Annotated in this window: 15 protein-coding genes; 6 read left to right on the top strand and 9 right to left on the bottom strand. The window is 70.4% G+C overall.

Annotated elements, in window-relative coordinates:
* The 5 genes from pgi to tkt are packed head-to-tail and all read right to left on the bottom strand — an operon-like array spanning position 1 to position 7,365.
* A complete protein-coding gene (gene pgi, locus ACGFNV_RS01555; protein WP_393618481.1) occupies positions 1-1,662 on the bottom strand; it encodes a glucose-6-phosphate isomerase in 1,662 nt (553 codons plus the stop codon).
* Position 1,663: 1 nt separating this feature from the next.
* Positions 1,664-2,590, bottom strand: coding sequence for a glucose-6-phosphate dehydrogenase assembly protein OpcA (gene opcA / locus ACGFNV_RS01560; protein ID WP_393618483.1), 927 nt, complete (start codon positions 2,588-2,590; stop codon positions 1,664-1,666).
* Positions 2,587-4,128 (bottom strand): glucose-6-phosphate dehydrogenase, encoded by a 1,542-nt coding sequence (gene zwf / locus ACGFNV_RS01565; protein WP_393618484.1) that lies wholly within the window; start codon positions 4,126-4,128, stop codon positions 2,587-2,589. Before zwf ends, opcA begins: the two co-directional genes overlap by 4 nt.
* The gene (gene tal / locus ACGFNV_RS01570) at positions 4,125-5,270 is read right to left on the bottom strand and encodes a transaldolase (protein WP_393618486.1); all 1,146 of its coding nucleotides are present in this window, start codon (positions 5,268-5,270) and stop codon (positions 4,125-4,127) included. The genes zwf and tal overlap by 4 nt, the downstream gene beginning before the upstream one ends.
* 19 nt (positions 5,271-5,289) lie before the next feature.
* Positions 5,290-7,365 (bottom strand): transketolase, encoded by a 2,076-nt coding sequence (gene tkt, locus ACGFNV_RS01575; RefSeq protein ID WP_393618488.1) that lies wholly within the window; start codon positions 7,363-7,365, stop codon positions 5,290-5,292.
* Between the two features lie 146 nt (positions 7,366-7,511).
* Between tkt and ACGFNV_RS01580 the strand changes: the two genes are divergently transcribed.
* Complete coding sequence (locus ACGFNV_RS01580; protein ID WP_393618490.1) at positions 7,512-8,417, top strand: helix-turn-helix domain-containing protein; 906 nt, start codon at positions 7,512-7,514, stop codon at positions 8,415-8,417.
* A 61-nt stretch (positions 8,418-8,478) separates the two neighbouring features.
* Positions 8,479-8,694: an aldo/keto reductase gene (locus ACGFNV_RS01585; RefSeq protein WP_393618492.1), complete on the top strand. Its 216-nt coding sequence runs from the start codon at positions 8,479-8,481 to the stop codon at positions 8,692-8,694.
* 28 nt (positions 8,695-8,722) lie between these two features.
* On the opposite strand, the gene ACGFNV_RS01590 is transcribed toward ACGFNV_RS01585, so the two are convergent.
* The 3 genes from ACGFNV_RS01590 to ACGFNV_RS01600 form a co-directional block, all read right to left on the bottom strand.
* Positions 8,723-10,126: a glycoside hydrolase family 16 protein gene (locus ACGFNV_RS01590; RefSeq protein ID WP_393618494.1), complete on the bottom strand. Its 1,404-nt coding sequence runs from the start codon at positions 10,124-10,126 to the stop codon at positions 8,723-8,725.
* Positions 10,127-10,513: 387 nt separating this feature from the next.
* Positions 10,514-11,278 carry an IclR family transcriptional regulator gene (locus ACGFNV_RS01595; RefSeq protein WP_393618496.1) on the bottom strand — a complete coding sequence of 255 codons (765 nt, stop codon included), beginning with the start codon at positions 11,276-11,278 and terminating at the stop codon, positions 10,514-10,516.
* A gap of 10 nt (positions 11,279-11,288) precedes the next feature.
* Positions 11,289-11,750, bottom strand: coding sequence for a MarR family winged helix-turn-helix transcriptional regulator (locus ACGFNV_RS01600; protein ID WP_393619962.1), 462 nt, complete (start codon positions 11,748-11,750; stop codon positions 11,289-11,291).
* A gap of 192 nt (positions 11,751-11,942) precedes the next feature.
* Between ACGFNV_RS01600 and ACGFNV_RS01605 the strand changes: the two genes are divergently transcribed.
* The 4 genes from ACGFNV_RS01605 to ACGFNV_RS01620 are packed head-to-tail and all read left to right on the top strand — an operon-like array spanning position 11,943 to position 15,736.
* Positions 11,943-12,860, top strand: a complete 918-nt coding sequence (locus ACGFNV_RS01605; protein WP_393618497.1) for an SDR family NAD(P)-dependent oxidoreductase — start codon at positions 11,943-11,945, stop codon at positions 12,858-12,860.
* Positions 12,860-13,735: an amidohydrolase family protein gene (locus tag ACGFNV_RS01610; protein ID WP_393618499.1), complete on the top strand. Its 876-nt coding sequence runs from the start codon at positions 12,860-12,862 to the stop codon at positions 13,733-13,735. Before ACGFNV_RS01605 ends, ACGFNV_RS01610 begins: the two co-directional genes overlap by 1 nt.
* 10 nt (positions 13,736-13,745) lie before the next feature.
* Positions 13,746-15,251, top strand: a complete 1,506-nt coding sequence (locus ACGFNV_RS01615) for a long-chain fatty acid--CoA ligase (RefSeq protein WP_393618501.1) — start codon at positions 13,746-13,748, stop codon at positions 15,249-15,251.
* A 29-nt stretch (positions 15,252-15,280) separates the two neighbouring features.
* Positions 15,281-15,736 carry a MaoC family dehydratase gene (locus ACGFNV_RS01620; protein ID WP_393618503.1) on the top strand — a complete coding sequence of 152 codons (456 nt, stop codon included), beginning with the start codon at positions 15,281-15,283 and terminating at the stop codon, positions 15,734-15,736.
* Positions 15,737-15,817: 81 nt separating this feature from the next.
* Here the strand turns inward: ACGFNV_RS01620 and ACGFNV_RS01625 are convergent, their stop codons facing one another.
* Positions 15,818-16,246: a peptidase inhibitor family I36 protein gene (locus tag ACGFNV_RS01625; protein ID WP_393618505.1), complete on the bottom strand. Its 429-nt coding sequence runs from the start codon at positions 16,244-16,246 to the stop codon at positions 15,818-15,820.
* Between the last annotated feature and the right edge of the window lie 49 nt (positions 16,247-16,295).

Genomic DNA, 16,295 nt, shown 5'->3' on the forward strand with positions numbered 1-16,295 from the left:
TCAGTTCACTTCCTTGAGTTCACGGTAGGCGGCCACCAGGGCGGAGGTGGACGGGTCGAGGCCGGGGACGTCCGCGCCCTCGGTCAGGGCGGGTTCGACGCGCTTGGCGAGGACCTTGCCGAGCTCGACGCCCCACTGGTCGAAGGAGTCGATGTTCCAGATCGCGCCCTGGACGAACACCTTGTGCTCGTAGAGCGCGATGAGCTGGCCCAGGACCGACGGGGTCAGCTCGCGCGCCAGGATCGTGGTCGTCGGGTGGTTGCCCTTGAAGGTGCGGTGCGCGACCTGCTCCTCGGCCACGCCCTCCGCGCGCACCTCGTCGGCGGTCTTGCCGAAGGCGAGGGCCTGCCCCTGCGCGAACAGGTTGGCCATCAACAGGTCGTGCTGCGCCTTGAGTTCGTCGCTCAGCTCGGCGACGGGACGCGCGAAGCCGATCAGGTCGGCCGGGATCAGCTTGGTGCCCTGGTGGATCAACTGGTAGTACGCGTGCTGCCCGTTGGTGCCGGGCGTGCCCCACACCACCGGCCCGGTCTGCCACTGCACCGGGTTGCCGTCACGGTCCACCGACTTGCCGTTGGACTCCATGTCCAGCTGCTGGAGGTAGGCGGTGAACTTCGACAGGTAGTGGCTGTAGGGCAGCACGGCGTGCGTCTGCGCGTCGAAGAAGTTGTTGTACCAGACGCCCAGCAGACCCAGCAGCAGGGGGGCGTTGGCCTCGGCGGGGGCGTTCAGGAAGTGCTCGTCGACGATGCGGAAGCCGTCGAGCATCTCACCGAAGCGGTCCGGGCCGATGGCGATCATCAGGGACAGGCCGATGGCGGAGTCGTAGGAGTAACGACCGCCGACCCAGTCCCAGAACTCGAACATGTTGTCCACGTCGATGCCGAAGTCGGCGACCTTCTCGGCGTTCGTCGACAGCGCCACGAAGTGCCGGGCGACCGCCTTCTCCTCGCCGAGGCCGTGGGGGCCGTTCAGCAGCCAGGAGCGGGCCGAGGTGGCGTTGGTGATCGTCTCGATCGTGGTGAAGGTCTTGGAGGCGACGATGAACAGCGTCTCCGCCGGGTCCAGGTCCCGTACCGCCTCGTGGAGGTCGGCGCCGTCCACGTTCGAGACGAACCGGAAGGTCAGCGACCGGTCGGTGTACGCCCGCAGCGCCTCGTACGCCATCGCCGGGCCCAGGTCGGAGCCGCCGATGCCGATGTTGACGACGTTGCGGATGCGCCGGCCCGTGTGGCCGGTCCACTCGCCGGAGCGGACCCGACGCGCGAAGTCGCTCATCCTGTCGAGCACCGCGTGGACCTTGGGGACCACGTTCTCGCCGTCGACCTCGATCACCGCGTCGCGCGGGGCGCGCAGCGCGGTGTGCAGCACGGCGCGGTCCTCGGTGATGTTGATCCGCTCGCCGCGGAACATGGCGTCACGCAGCCCGAACACGTCGGTCGCGGTGGCCAGTTCCTGGAGCATGGCGAGTGTCTCGTCGGTGACGAGGTGCTTGGAGTAGTCGATGCGCAGGTCACCGACGCGCACCACGTACCGTTCGGCGCGCCCCGGGTCGGCCGCGAACAGCTCCCGCAGATGCGTGTGCCACTCGGCGCGGTGGTCCTCCAGGGCGGTCCACTCGGGCCGCCGGGTGAGCAGGGGGTTCTCAGGCGTCTCGGACATCTCAGACGGTCTCCTTGGTGCCCTCGCCGCGCAGGGCGACGGCGTACATCTCGTCGGCGTCGAGGCGCCTGAGCTCCTCGGCGATGAGTTCTGAGGTGGTGCGGACCTTCAGCGCGAGGGTGCGCGGGGGCTGCTCCGGCAGGGTGAGCGTGGCGAGCGGGCCCTCGGGGCGGTCGATGACGATCTCGCCGTTCTCGGTGCCGAGGCGCACGGCGGTGACGACCGGTCCCGCGGAGACGACCCGGTCGACCGTGACGCCGAGGCGGGCCTCCAGCCAGCGCGCGAGCAGCTCGGCGGCCGGGTTCTCGGCCTCGGCCTCCACCGCCGCCGAGACGATCCGCGCCCGGGCCTGGTCCAGGGCCGCGGCCAGCATCGAGCGCCACGGCGTCAACCGGGTCCAGGCCAGGTCGGTGTCGCCCGGCGCGTACGTGCGGACCCGCGACCGCAGCACGTCGAGCGCGTTGTCCACCGCGTACAGGTCGGTGATCCTGCGCTGCGCCAGCGCGCCCAGCGGGTCCTTGGAGGGCACCTCGGGCGCGTCCACCGGCCACCACACGACCACCGGCGCGTCCGGCAGCAGCAGCGGCAGCACCACGGAGTCGGCGTGGTCGGACACCTCGCCGTACGTCCGGAGGATCACCGTCTCGCCGGTGCCCGCGTCGGCGCCCACGCGCACCTCGGCGTCCAGGTGCGAGCGGGTCCGGTCGCGCGGCGTGCGGGCCTGCCGCTTGATGACGACCAGGGTGCGCGAGGGGTGCTCGTGCGAGGCCTCCTCGGCGGCCTTGATCGCGTCGTAGGCGTTCTCCTCGTCCGTGACGATCACCATCGTCAGGACCATGCCCACGGCAGGGGTCCCGATGGCGCGGCGCCCCTGCACCAACGCCTTGTTGATCTTGCTTGCCGTGGTGTCGGTCAGGTCGATCTTCATGGCCTGCGCCAGCTCCGTCCGTCTCGTGCGAGCATCTCGTCCGCTTCCTCGGGTCCCCAGCTGCCCGAGGGGTACCGCGCGGGCCTGCCGTGTGTCGCCCAGTACTCCTCGATCGGGTCGAGGATCTTCCAGGACTCTTCCACTTCCTGGTGGCGGGGGAACAGGTTGGCGTCGCCGAGCAGTACGTCCAGGATGAGGCGCTCGTACGCCTCCGGGCTGGACTCGGTGAAGGACTCGCCGTAGGCGAAGTCCATCGACACGTCCCGGATCTCCATCGAGGTGCCCGGCACCTTGGAGCCGAACCGGACCGTCATGCCCTCGTCGGGCTGGACGCGGAAGACGATCGCGTTCTGGCCGAGCTCCTCCGTGGCGGTGGAGTCGAAGGGGGAGTGCGGGGCCCGCTTGAAGACCACCGCGATCTCGGTGACCCGGCGGCCCAGCCGCTTGCCGGTGCGCAGGTAGAAGGGGACGCCCGCCCAGCGGCGGTTGTCGACCTCCAGCTTGATGGCCGCGTACGTGTCGGTCTTCGACTGGGGGTCGATGCCGTCCTCCTGGAGGTAGCCGACCACCTTCTCGCCGCCCTGCCAGCCCTCCGCGTACTGCGCGAGGACGGTGTGCTCGCCCAGGTTCTCCGGCAGCCGCACCGACTTCAGCACCTTGAGCTTCTCGGTGAGCAGCGCCTCGGCGTCGAACGCGATGGGTTCCTCCATCGCGGTGAGCGCCATCAGTTGGAGGAGGTGGTTCTGGATGACGTCACGGGCGGCGCCGATGCCGTCGTAGTAGCCCGCCCGGCCGCCGATGCCGATGTCCTCGGCCATCGTGATCTGCACGTGGTCGACGTACGACCGGTTCCAGATCGGCTCGTACATCTCGTTGGCGAAGCGCAGCGCCAGGATGTTCTGGACGGTCTCCTTGCCCAGGTAGTGGTCGATGCGGAACACCTGGTCCGGCTCGAACACGTCGTGCACGATCGCGTTCAGCTCACGCGCGCTCGCCAGGTCGCGCCCGAAGGGCTTCTCGATGACCGCGCGCCGCCACGACCCCTCCCGCGCCTTGGCCAGCCCGTGCTTCTTCAGCTGCCGGACCACCTTCGGGAAGAACTTCGGCGGTACGGAGAGGTAGAAGGCGTAGTTGCCACTGGTGCCGCGGGCCGCGTCGAGGTCGTCCACCGTCTGGCGCAGCTGCTTGAACGCCGTGTCGTCGTCGAAGTCGCCGGGGATGAACCGCATGCCCTCGGCGAGCTGCTGCCAGACCTCCTCGCGGAACTCGGTGCGGGCGTGCTCGCGGACGGCGTCGTGCACGACCTGCGCGAAGTCCTGGTCCTCCCAGTCGCGGCGCGCGAACCCCACCAGGGAGAAGCCCGGCGGCAGCAGTCCCCGGTTGGCCAGGTCGTAGACGGCCGGCATCAGCTTCTTGCGGGACAGGTCGCCGGTGACGCCGAAGATGACGAGCCCGGACGGACCGGCGATCCGGGGCAGCCGCCGGTCGCGTTCGTCGCGGAGCGGGTTGATCCAGTCGGAGGTCGGTTCGGAGGTCATTCCCCGTCAACTCCCTTGCTGTCCAGTGCCTTCGTCACGGCGGTCAGAAGGTCCTCCCAGGCCGCCTCGAACTTGGCGACGCCCTCGTCCTCGAGGCGCCGCACGACCTCGTCGTAGGAGATGCCGAGCCGCTCCACCGCGGCGAGGTCGGCGCGGGCCTGGGCGTAGCCGCCGCTGACCGTGTTCCCCGAGATCCGGCCGTGATCCGCGGTGGCGTCCAGCGTGGCCTCCGGCATGGTGTTGACCGTGCCGGGCGCGACCAGCTCGTCCACGTACAGGGTGTCCTTGTACGCCGGGTCCTTCACGCCGGTCGACGCCCACAGCGGGCGCTGCTTGTTGGCCTTCGCCCCGGCGAGGGCGGTCCAGCGGGGGCCGGCGAAGACGGCTTCGTACGCCTCGTAGGCGAGCCGGGCGTTGGCCAGCGCGGCCTTGCCCTTGAGGGCCAGGGCCTCGTCCGTGCCGAGGACGGTGAGGCGCTTGTCGATCTCGGAGTCGACGCGGGAGACGAAGAAGGAGGCCACCGAGTGGATGCGGGACAGGTCGAGGCCGGCCGCCCGCGCCTTCTCCAGACCGGCGAGGTAGGCGTCCATGACCTCGCGGTAGCGCTCCAGGGAGAAGATCAGCGTGACGTTGACGCTGATGCCGAGGCCGACGACCTCCGTGATCGCGGGCAGGCCCGCCTTGGTCGCCGGGATCTTGATCATCACGTTGGGCCGGTCGACCAGCCAGGCGAGCTGCTTGGCCTCGGCGATCGTGGCCGCCGTGCGGTGGGCGAGGCGGGGGTCGACCTCGATGGAGACCCGGCCGTCGCGGCCATCGGTGGCCGTGTGTACGGAATGCAGGACATCGGCGGCGGCGCGCACGTCGGCGGTCGTCATCATCCGGACGGCCTCCTCGACCGTCACGCCCCGCACGGCGAGCTCGGCGAGCTGCTCCTCGTAGCCCTCGCCCGAGCCGATGGCGGCCTGGAAGATGGACGGGTTGGTGGTCACGCCCACCACGTTCCGGGTCTCGACGAGTTCGGCGAGGTTGCCGGACTCGATGCGCCTGCGGGACAGGTCGTCCAACCAGATCGAGACGCCCTCGTCGGACAGGCGCTTCAGTGCTCCCGCGTTCGCGGTTGCTTCGCTCACAGTGATCATCTTCTTTCTGGCGGTCGGATCAACCACGCGCGGCGGCCAACGATTCCCGGGCTGCGGCGACGACGTTCTCGGGGGTGAAGCCGTACTCGGCGAACAGGGTCTTCGCGTCGGCGGAGGCACCGAAGTGCTCGAGGGAGACGATGCGTCCGGCGTCTCCGGTGAACCGGTACCACGTCAGACCGATCCCGGCCTCGATCGCGACGCGGGCCCGCACGGCCGGCGGAATCACGCTCTCGCGGTAGGCGCGCGGCTGCTGCTCGAACCACTCCACCGACGGCATCGACACCACCCGGGTGCCGATCCCCTCGGCCTCCAGCGTCTCGCGGGCCGCGACAGCGAGCTGGACCTCGGAGCCGGTGGCGATCAGGACGACGTCCGGCCTCTCGCCTGAGGAGTCCTTCAGCACGTAACCGCCACGTGCGGCGTCCGGGTTCGGCGCGTAGGTCGCTACGCCCTGCCGGGTGAGGGCGAGGCCGTGCGGGGCCGGGTCGGTGGCGTGCCGCCTGAGGATCTCGGCCCAGGCGATCGCGGTCTCGTTGGCGTCCGCCGGACGCACCACGTTCAGACCCGGGATGGCCCGCAGGGCGGCCAGGTGTTCGACCGGCTGGTGGGTGGGGCCGTCCTCACCCAGACCGATGGAGTCGTGCGTCCACACGTACGTCACCGGCAGCTGCATCAGCGCCGACATCCGCACGGCGTTGCGCATGTAGTCGGAGAACACCAGGAACGTACCGCCGTAGACACGGGTGTTGCCGTGCAGCGCGATGCCGTTCATCTCGGCGGCCATCGAGAACTCGCGGATGCCGAAGTGGATCGTTCGGCCGTACGGGTCGGCCTCCGGCAGCGGACTGCCCTTCGGCAGGAACGACGACGTCTTGTCGATGGTGGTGTTGTTCGAACCGGCGAGGTCGGCGGAACCGCCCCACAGTTCGGGGAGGACGGAGCCGAGCGCCTGGAGCACCTTGCCGGACGCGGCGCGGGTGGCGACGGACTGGCCCTCCTCGAAGACCGGCAGGTGGTCCTCCCAGCCCTCGGGGAGCTGACCGGCCACGACCCGGTCGAACAGTTCGGCCCGCTCGGGCTGGGCGTCGCGCCACTCCGCGATCCGCTTGTCCCAGGCGTTGTGCGCCTCGGCGCCCCGGTCCAGGGCCGTCCGGGTGTGGGCGAGGACGTCGTCGGCGACCTGGAAGGTCTGTTCCGGGTCGAAGCCCAGGACGCGCTTGGTGGCGGCGACCTCGTCCTCGCCGAGCGCCGAGCCGTGGGAGGCCTCGGTGTTCCGCGCGTTCGGGGCGGGCCAGGCGATGATCGTGCGCATCGCGATGATGGAGGGGCGCTCGGTCTCGGCCTGCGCCGCCTTCAGCGCCGCGTACAGGGCGTGCACGTCGACGTCGCCGTTCTCCTCCGGCTCGATCCGCTGCACGTGCCAGCCGTACGCCTCGTACCGCTTCAGCACGTCCTCGGAGAACGCGGTGGCGGTGTCGCCCTCGATGGAGATGTGGTTGTCGTCGTAGAGGAAGACCAGGTTGCCGAGCTTCTGGTGGCCCGCGAGGGAGGAGGCCTCGGCGGAGACGCCCTCCTGGAGGTCGCCGTCGGAGACGATCGCCCAGACGGTGTGGTCGAAGGGGGAGGCGCCGTCGGGGGCGTCCGGGTCGAACAGGCCGCGCTCGTAGCGGGCGGCCATCGCCATGCCCACCGCGTTCGCCACGCCCTGGCCCAGCGGGCCGGTCGTCGTCTCGACGCCCGCCGTGTGCCCGTACTCCGGGTGGCCGGGGGTCTTCGAGCCGTGCGTGCGGAAGTTCTTCAGGTCGTCCAGCTCCAGCTCGTAGCCGGCGAGGTAGAGCTGGGTGTAGAGGGTCAGCGAGGTGTGCCCGGGGGACAGCACGAACCGGTCGCGGCCGGTCCACTCCGGGTCGGCCGGGTCATGGCGCATCACCTTCTGAAAGATCGTGTACGCGGCCGGGGCCAGGGCCATCGCGGTGCCGGGGTGGCCGTTGCCGACCTGCTGTACGGCATCCGCCGCCAGGAGGCGGGCGGTGTCGACGGCACGCCGGTCGAGATCGGTCCACTCGAAGCTGTCGGGCGTCTGCGTGCTCATCTTCAAGAAGTCCTCGATAGGAGCCGGGTAGCTGCTCTGACGTGTTCAAACTTAAAAGTCGGACTTTTACGGGGGTAGGTCTCCGTGTGCCAGCCTTTGGTGAAAGTGGGACACCAGCATCAGCTCCGAGGCGGCACGAGAAGGACATGGCGGACGAATCCATCCAACCCGCGGACGGTGAAGGCGACACCAACGCGATCAGAACGTTCCCCTTCCCGGTCGGTCTCAGCGTCGGCGGAGTCGGCATGCAGATCGGCCCGATGGGCACCGACCGCACCTGGCACGCCGACGCCCCTCTCGAACGGGTCCACCGCATCGACTTCCACGTCGTGATGCTGTTCGACGACGGCCCGGTCCGGCACATGGTCGACTTCGCCGAGTACGAGGCCACGGCCGGCGACGTGCTGTGGATCCGCCCGGGCCAGGTCCACCGCTTCACGCGCACGAGCGAGTACCGCGGAACCGTCCTCACCATGCAGCCCGGCTTCCTGCCACGCGCCACGGTGGAGGCCACCGGCCTGTACCGCTACGACCTGCCGCCCCTGCTGCACCCCGACGAGCCCCGCCGCACCGCCCTGCGCGCGGCGCTCGCCCAGCTCGGACGCGAGTACGAGGACACCGAGACCCTGCCGTCCACCCTCCACACCGCCGTACTGCGCCACTCCCTCACGGCGTTCCTGCTGCGCCTCTCCCACCTCGCGGCCAGTTCCGCCGAGGCGGAGCGCCGCCAGGCCGACACCACGTTCACCCTCTTCCGGGACGCCGTCGAGAACGGCTTCGCCACCAACCACAGCGTCAGCGCCTACGCCGACGCCCTCGGCTACTCCCGCCGCACCCTCGTCCGGGCGGTCCGCGCCGCCACCGGCGAGACGCCCAAGGGCTTCATCGACAAGCGGGTCGTCCTGGAGGCCAAACGCCTCCTCGCCCACACGGACCTCCCCATCGGCCGTGTCGGCGTGGCCGTCGGCTTCCCCGACGCGGCGAACTTCTCCAAGTTCTTCCACCAGCACACGGACCAGACACCGGCGGCGTTCCGGGCGGAGCTGCGGTAGGCCGGGGCGCCAACCGCGCTGCTGGCGTGGCGCCTTGGGGCAAGGGGGAGGCAGGCAGCGGATGACGTCGACCGAGCCCATCGACGTGGCGAGCGTGCAGAACCGCTACAACCTGCTCGACCGCGAGCACGAGCCGGTCCTCGCGGCCTGCGAGGCGGCCGGGATCGCGTTCCTGCCGTGGCGGCCCGTCGAGGAGAACCTCGCCGCGGCGCGCCTCCAGCTGACCCCGGCCCAACGGGAGCGCCGCGACCTTCTGCACGGGTGCCCCACGACGTAGGGTCGCGGGGCACCCGTGAACGGCCGTGTCAGTGGCCGAAGTTGAACCAGTTGACGTTCACGAAGTCCGACGGCTGGCCGCTGGTGAAGGTCAGATACACGTCGTGGGTGCCGGTCACGGAGCTGATGTTGGCGGGGACGGTCCTCCACGACTGCCAGCCACCCGTGTTGGCCACCGAGAAGCTGCCGACCGGCGCGTTGCCGCGGCTGTCCAGGCGGACCTCGACCAGGCCGCTGACACCGCCCGCGGCGCCGCTCGCGACCCGGGCGTAGAACTGCTTGGCCGCGGTGGAGCCGAAGTTGACGCCCTTGAAGAGGGCCCAGTCACCGTTGGCCAGGGAGCCGATGTTCTGGCCGCCACCGGTGTCGGAGGTCGACTCCGTGCTCACGCCGGACTGGCCGTCGTAGGACTCGGCCTGGATGGCGCCGTAGGCGTCGCGGTTGCCGGTCGGCGGGGGAGTGGTGCCGCCCCCGCCACCGGTCGACTGGAGCACCTGCACGTAGTCCACGACCATCGGGACGCCGGAGCGCGTGTCGCCGTCCAGGCCGCCGCCGAACGCGTCCGGGAAGGCGCCGCCCATCGCCACGTTCAGGATGATGAAGAAGCCGTGGTTCGTGGCGTTGGACCAGGTCGTCGCGTCGACCTGGTTCGCGGTGACCGTGTGGAAGGTGACGCCGTCGACGGAGAAGCGGATCGCCTCCGGGCTGACCGAGCGGTCCCACTCCATGGTGTACGTGTGGAAGCCGGACTGGCAGGTGGTGTTGGGGCACGCGGTGTTGTTGCCGATGCCCGTGGTCTCGTTGCACGGGCCGCCCGGGTTGGTGCCGCAGTGCATCGTGGCCCACACCGTGTTGCGGCCCTGGACGTTCTCCATGATGTCCAACTCGCCGACACCCGGCCAGTTCTGGTAGTTGCCGCGATAGGGCGCGCCCAGCATCCAGAACGCCGGCCAGTAGCCCTCGGCCGCGGTACCGGTCACGTTGGGCATCTGCAGACGGGCCTCGACGCGCAACCTGCCGCCGGACGGGGGCTGGAAGTCGGTGCGGTTGGTCTCGATACGGCCCGACGTCCACCTGCCGGCCGCGTCGCGCAGCGGGGTGATGCGCAGGTTGCCGTTGCCGTCGAGCGAGACGTTGCCGGTGCTGTTGGTCATCGTCTCGACCTCGCCGGTGCCCCAGTTCGCGGGTCCGCCCGGATACGAAGTCCCGGTGGCGTACTGCCAGTTGGAGGTGCTGACGCCGGTGCCCGCGGCGCCGTTGAAGTCGTCCAGGAAGACCTGGCTCCAGCCGGACGGGGGCGTGGGCGCGGAGGCGCTCGCGGGGAGGACGGCGGCGGTGGCGGCGGCCGCCGTGAGGCCCAGGGTGCCGATGACGGCGAGGAGCGCCCGCCTCAGGGGACGCCGTCTGCGGGGTATGCCGGAGGTTTCACTCATGGGGGTGCCTCTCGGGTACGGAGTGGGGTGCGCGGGTGCCTGGGAGGTGCCTGGGACGCGCTTCGAGAGCCTTTGAGAGCGCTCTCAAAGTGCGCCCAATGTGCTCCCGGTCCATCCCGTCGTCAAGAGGTGAAGCAGAGAATGTCGTTCTGGGCCGGGGCAGTTCACTCGGTGAAGTGCGCGCGGCTGGAGAACCTGGCGGTACGGGGACTGGCGGCCCGTAACCTCGGCACGCCGGTGCAGGGAGGCGATGTCCGGCGCGAGGGGCGCGGGCGGCACCACCGCCGACGGCCGCTGTCGCTTCGGCGGCAGCGGTGTCTCCATGACTCCTGAGCAGGCCGAGTCGACGGTCGCGGTCGCGGGTCGTCGTCGACTCGGTCGCGTCGCTCAGGCCTTGTCCGGCTGCCACCCCAGTGCCCGGGAGATCCCGCGTGCCGCCATCCGCACCGCGGGGACCAGCACCGGTACCTGTGCGTCGGCCTGCGGTACGACGACCGACACGGCGGCGACCACCGCGCCGCCCGGCCCGTGCACCGGCGCGGCCACCGAGAGGGCGTCCTCGGTGACCTGACGGCTGCTCACCGCCACGTCGGTGCGCCGCACTTCGGCCAGCACGCGGCGCAACCGCTCCCCGTCGGTGATGGTGTACGGGGTGAAGGACGCGAGGGGGCCCGCGCAGTACCGGTCCTGGACCTCCGGGGCGCAGTGCGCCAGCAGCGCCAGTCCGACGCCTGTGGCGTGCAGGGGCCAGCGCGCGCCGACGCGGATGTGGACGCCGACCGCCGAACGTCCCGAGAGCCACTCGGTGTACACGACCTCCGCCCCGTCCCGCACCGCCAACTGCACGTTCTCGTGCGTGGCCTCGTACAGGTCTTCCAGGTAGGGCAGCGCGACCTGCCGGAGCGCGAGGCCGCGCGGTGCGAGCGCCGCGACCTCCCACAGCCGTAGTCCGACGTGGTAGACGCCGGCGCCGTCCCGCTCCAGGGCACCCCACGCGGTCAGGGCGCCCACCAGCCGGTGCGTGGTGGTCAGCGTCAGGCCGGCCCGGCGGCTGATGTCGGTCAGGGACAGCGCGGTGTGCTCGTGGTCGAACGCGGCGAGCACGGACAGCAGCCGGTCGGGCGCCGAGCGGGCGGTGGTCGTTGCGGTCATCCGGTCCTCGTCAGGTGAGTCCGTCCTCGGCGACGCGCAGCAGGAGCGCGTGCAGGGTCCGGCGTTCGGCGGGGTCGAGGGGGCCCAGCAGCTCGTTCGTCACGCGCAGTCCCGCCTCGTCGGTGTCGCGCAGGAAGGTGCGGCCGTCGCCGGTGAGGACGACGATCCGGCTGCGGCGGTCGTCGGGGGAGGGGCGGCGCTCCGCGAAGCCCAGCTTCTCCAGGTCGTCGACCAGGCCGACGATCGCGCTGGGGTCGTAGCCGAGGCGGGCGCTGAGCTCGCGCTGGAGCACGCCCTCGGAGGTGGCGAGGAAGCGCAGCACCGCGTAGTGGCGCAGCCGCAGGCCCGACTCCTGCAGGAACGTGTTGAACAGTTGCCCGGAGCGCAGGCCCAGGCGGTACAGGAGGTAGCCCGCGTCCGCGTGCAGCTCGCGCATCCACGGCTCGTCCGCGTCGATGGGGCTCGGGTTCATGGCGTGCTGGCGGGTGATGGCGGGCTCCCTGAGCTCGGTCTGCGGTTGCTGAGATTTCAGCATGCCGCACCCTGAGGTCACCAACAACTATTGACGTCAACAATTATTGCTCTTAGCTTCGATCTCGAAGTCGCGTCACCCCAAGCAGCACCCCCGCATCAGACCCGCATCCGTTCGTGAAGGGACTCGCTCGTGTCCACCACTGATCTCACCGGCAAGGTCGCCGTCGTCACCGGCAGCGGCCGGGGCCTGGGACTCGCCTACGCGCACGCCCTGGCCGCCCACGGCGCCTCCGTGGTCGTCAACGACATCGACGAGGCCGTGGCCGAGCAGGCCGTGAAGTCGATCGTCGAGGCGGGCGGCAAGGCCGTCGCCGAGGTCGTCGCCGTCGGCACCACCGAGGCCGCCGACCGGCTCGTGAACCGGGCGGTCGAGGAGTTCGGGCGGCTCGACATCCTGGTCACCAACGCGGGCATCCTGCGCGACAAGGTCCTGTGGAAGATGACCGACGACGACTTCGACGCGGTGATTGCCACCCACCTCAAGGGCACCTTCACCTGCGCCCGCGCCGCCGCCGTACGGATGCGCGAGCAGGGCGAGGGCGGCACCCTGATCCTGGTCGGCTCCCCGGCAGGCCAGCGCGGCAACTTCGGCCAGACGAACTACGCCGCCGCCAAGGCCGGCATCGCCGCGTTCGCCCGTACCTGGGCCATGGAACTCGGCCGCGCGAACATCACCGTCAACGCGATCGTGCCGGTCGCCGCGACCGCGATGACCGAGACCATCCCGGCCTTCGCCCCGTACATCGAGGCGATGAGGAACGGCGAGCCGCTGCCGGACTTCCTGCGCAAGGGCGAGGGCTTCGGCACCCCCGAGGACTGTGCGGCCCTCGTCCCGTTCCTCGCCTCCGAGGCCGCCCGGGGTGTCACCGGCCAGGCCATCGGCATCGGCGGCGACAAGGTGGCACTCTGGTCGCATCCGCAGGAGATCAAGGCGGCGTACGCCGACGGCGGCTGGACGCCCGACACCCTGGCCGCCGCGTGGGCCACCTCGGTCGGCGCGGAACTCCAGACCGTCGGCGTCCCCGCCCCGAAGTTCCCGGAGGCGTGATGGACCTGAACGACCTCGTCGCGATCGACGTCCACACCCACGCGGAGGTGTCCTCCAAGGGCCACTCCTCCCTGGACGACGACCTGCACGACGCCTCCTCCGCGTACTTCAAGGTCGAGGGCAAGCGCAAGCCCACCCTGGAGGAGACGGCGGCGTACTACCGCGAGCGCCGGATGGCCGCCGTGATCTTCACGGTGGACGCCGAGTCCGCGACCGGGACGGCCCCCGTCCCCAACGAGGAGGTCGCCGAGGCGGCCGCCGCCAACGCGGACGTCCTCATCCCCTTCGCCTCCATCGACCCCTTCCGGGGGAAGGCGGGCGTGAAGCAGGCCCGCCGCCTGGTCGAGGAGTACGGGGTGCGGGGCTTCAAGTTCCACCCCAGCATCCAGGGCTTCTTCCCCAACGACCGCTCGGTGGCGTACGACCTCTACGAGGTGATCGAGGAGACCGGCACGATCGCCCTGTTCCACACGGGGCAGACAGGGATCGGCGCCGGAGTCCCCGGGGGCGGCGGGATCCGCCTCAAGTACTCCAACCCGCTGCACGTCGACGACGTGGCCGCCGACTTCCCGCATCTGAAGATCATCCTGGCGCACCCGTCCTTCCCCTGGCAGGACGAGGCCCTGGCGGTCGCCACCCACAAGCCGGGCGTCCACATCGACCTGTCCGGCTGGTCGCCGAAGTACTTCCCGCCGCAGCTGGTGCAGTACGCGAACACGCTGCTGAAGGACAAGGTTCTCTTCGGCTCCGACTTCCCCGTCCTCACCCCCGACCGCTGGCTCGCCGACTTCGAGAAGCTGTCGATCAAGGACGAGGTGAAGCCGAAGATCCTCAAGGAGAACGCCGCCCGCCTGCTCGGGCTCACCAAGCCATAAGGGGCCGTAGATGCGCAACGAGGGACTGGGGTCGTGGCCCGCACGCCGGGCCCGCAAGACCCCACACCGCACGGCCCTGGTCCACGGTGAGCAGTCGACCGACTACGGCACCCTGTACGCACGTACCACCCGGCTCGCGCACGCCCTGCGCGCCCGGGGCGTGCGCCGCGGCGACCGCATCGCCTACCTCGGCCCGAACCACCCCTCCTACCTGGAGGCCCTGTTCGCGGCCGGCACTCTCGGCGCGGTCTTCGTCCCGCTCAACACCCGTCTCGCCGGACCCGAGATCGCCTACCAGCTCGCCGACTCCGGCGCCAAGGCCCTCGTCTACGGCCCCTCGCACGCGGGACTCGTGGCGGGCCTGCCGGGCAACACCGACGTGCGGACGTACGTCGAGGTCGGCGCCGAGTACGAGGAGGCGGTGGCCGCCGCCTTCCAGGAGCCGATCGACGAACCGGTCGGGCCCGACGACACCTGCATCATCATGTACACCTCGGGGACGACCGGCCGCCCCAAGGGCGCCATGCTCACGCACGGCAACCTGACCTGGAACGCGATCAACGTCCTCGTCGACACCGACCTGATCGCCGACGAACGCGCCCTGGTCTCGGCCCCGCTGTTCCACACGGCGGGCCTGAACATGCTGACCCTGCCGGTCCTGCTCAAGGGCGGCACCTGCGTGCTGGTCGAGGCGTTCGACCCGGACGCCACCTTCGACCTGATCGAACGGCACCGGATCACCTTCATGTTCGGCGTGCCGACCATGTTCGACCAGGTGGCCCGGCATCCGCGCTGGCCCGGGGCGGACCTGTCCTCCCTGCGGATCCTGACCTGCGGCGGCTCACCCGTGCCCTCTCCGCTGATCGCGGCGTACCAGGAGCGCGGCCTGACCTTCCTCCAGGGCTACGGCATGACGGAGGCGGCCCCCGGCACGCTCTTCCTCGACGCCGAGCACGCCATCAGCAAGGCCGGTTCGGCCGGGGTGCCGCACTTCTTCAGCGACGTCCGGGTGGTACGGCCGGACCTGGCACCCGTCGACGTCGGCGAGACCGGCGAGGTCGTGGTGCGCGGACCGCACGTCATGCCCGGCTACTGGGGACTGCCCGAGGAGACGGCCGCCTCCTTCGCCGACGGCTGGTTCCGCAGCGGCGACGCGGCGCGCGTCGACGAGGACGGTTACGTGCACATCGTCGACCGCATCAAGGACATGATCATCTCCGGTGGTGAGAACGTGTACCCCGCCGAGATCGAGGACCTGCTCCTGGCTCACCCGGACATCGTCGAGTGCGCGGTCATCGGCGTGCCGGACGACAAGTGGGGCGAGGTGCCGCGCGCGGTCGTCGTCCCCCGCGAGGGCGTCTCGCTGGACCCCGACGAGGTGCTGGCCTCCCTGGCCGGCCGCCTCGCCAAGTACAAGATCCCGAAGTCGGTGGTGCTCGCGGACGAACTCCCGCGCACCGCCTCCGGAAAGCTCCTCAAGGCCCGGGTGCGCAAGCGCTTCGGCGCCGACTCCTGAACCCTCGACTCCCAGCTAAGGAAAGCCACATGGGTATCACCGTCAACGGCATCGACGAACTCAAGAAGCTCGCCGGCAGCGACCTCGGCACGAGTGAGTGGATCGAGGTCACACAGGAGCGCGTCAACACGTTCGCCGACGCCACGGGCGACCACCAGTGGATCCACGTGGACCCCGAGAAGGCCGCTGAGGGCCCCTTCGGCGCCCCCATCGCCCACGGGTACCTCACCCTGTCGCTGTTCATCCCGCTGTTCACCGAGCTGCTGGATGTGGAAGGCGTGTCGACGAAGGTCAACTACGGCCTGAACAAGGTGCGTTTCCCCGCCCCGGTGAAGGTCGGCTCCAAGATCCGCCTGGTCGGCAAGCTGGCCTCGGTCGAGGATGTGCCCGGCGGGGTCCAGATCACCGTCGACGGCACGATCGAGATCGAGGGCGCCGCCAAGCCGGCGGCCGTGCTGCAGAGCCTGTCCCGCTTCTACGCCTGAGGGCACCCGAGCGCCGTGGCGCCGTGGAACCGACGGAGGGCGGAGCACCCCCAAAGGGGCTCCGCCCTCCGGTCGTTCGGATCAGCCGCAGCGGCCCGTGGTCCACTTGTGCGAGCGGAGCTTGTACGTGCCGGCCAGGTTGCCGCCGTGCTGCTGACGGGTACAGCCGGCGCGGTCGTCCTCGTCCTGGTTGGCGCCCTTGTAGTAGACGACGCCGGTGAAGCTGGAGGACGTCCCCGCGTTCCAGACGGACTTGACGTTGTGCGTGGCCGACCAGGAGCACTGGATGCTGCCGCTCTGCCAGTCCGGGTCGGCGTCGCTCCAGCTGCACTTCTGGCCGGTGAAGTTGGCACCGGTCCAGAAGCAGACATTGCCGGACGCGCAGTCGACCGCGGTGGGAGCCGCCTGGGCGGTCGAGGCGGGCAGGGCGAACGAAGCGACGGCCGCGACACTCATCAAGGCAGCCGCCATCGGACGGTTGCGCAGGATCTGGGGCACGAAACGGGCCACTGAGAAGTCTCCTCACAGGGGGGTGGTTCGTTCTGGACGGCCCGAGGCT

This window comes from Streptomyces sp. NPDC048751 (assembly GCF_043198595.1).
Classification (GTDB): domain Bacteria; phylum Actinomycetota; class Actinomycetes; order Streptomycetales; family Streptomycetaceae; genus Streptomyces.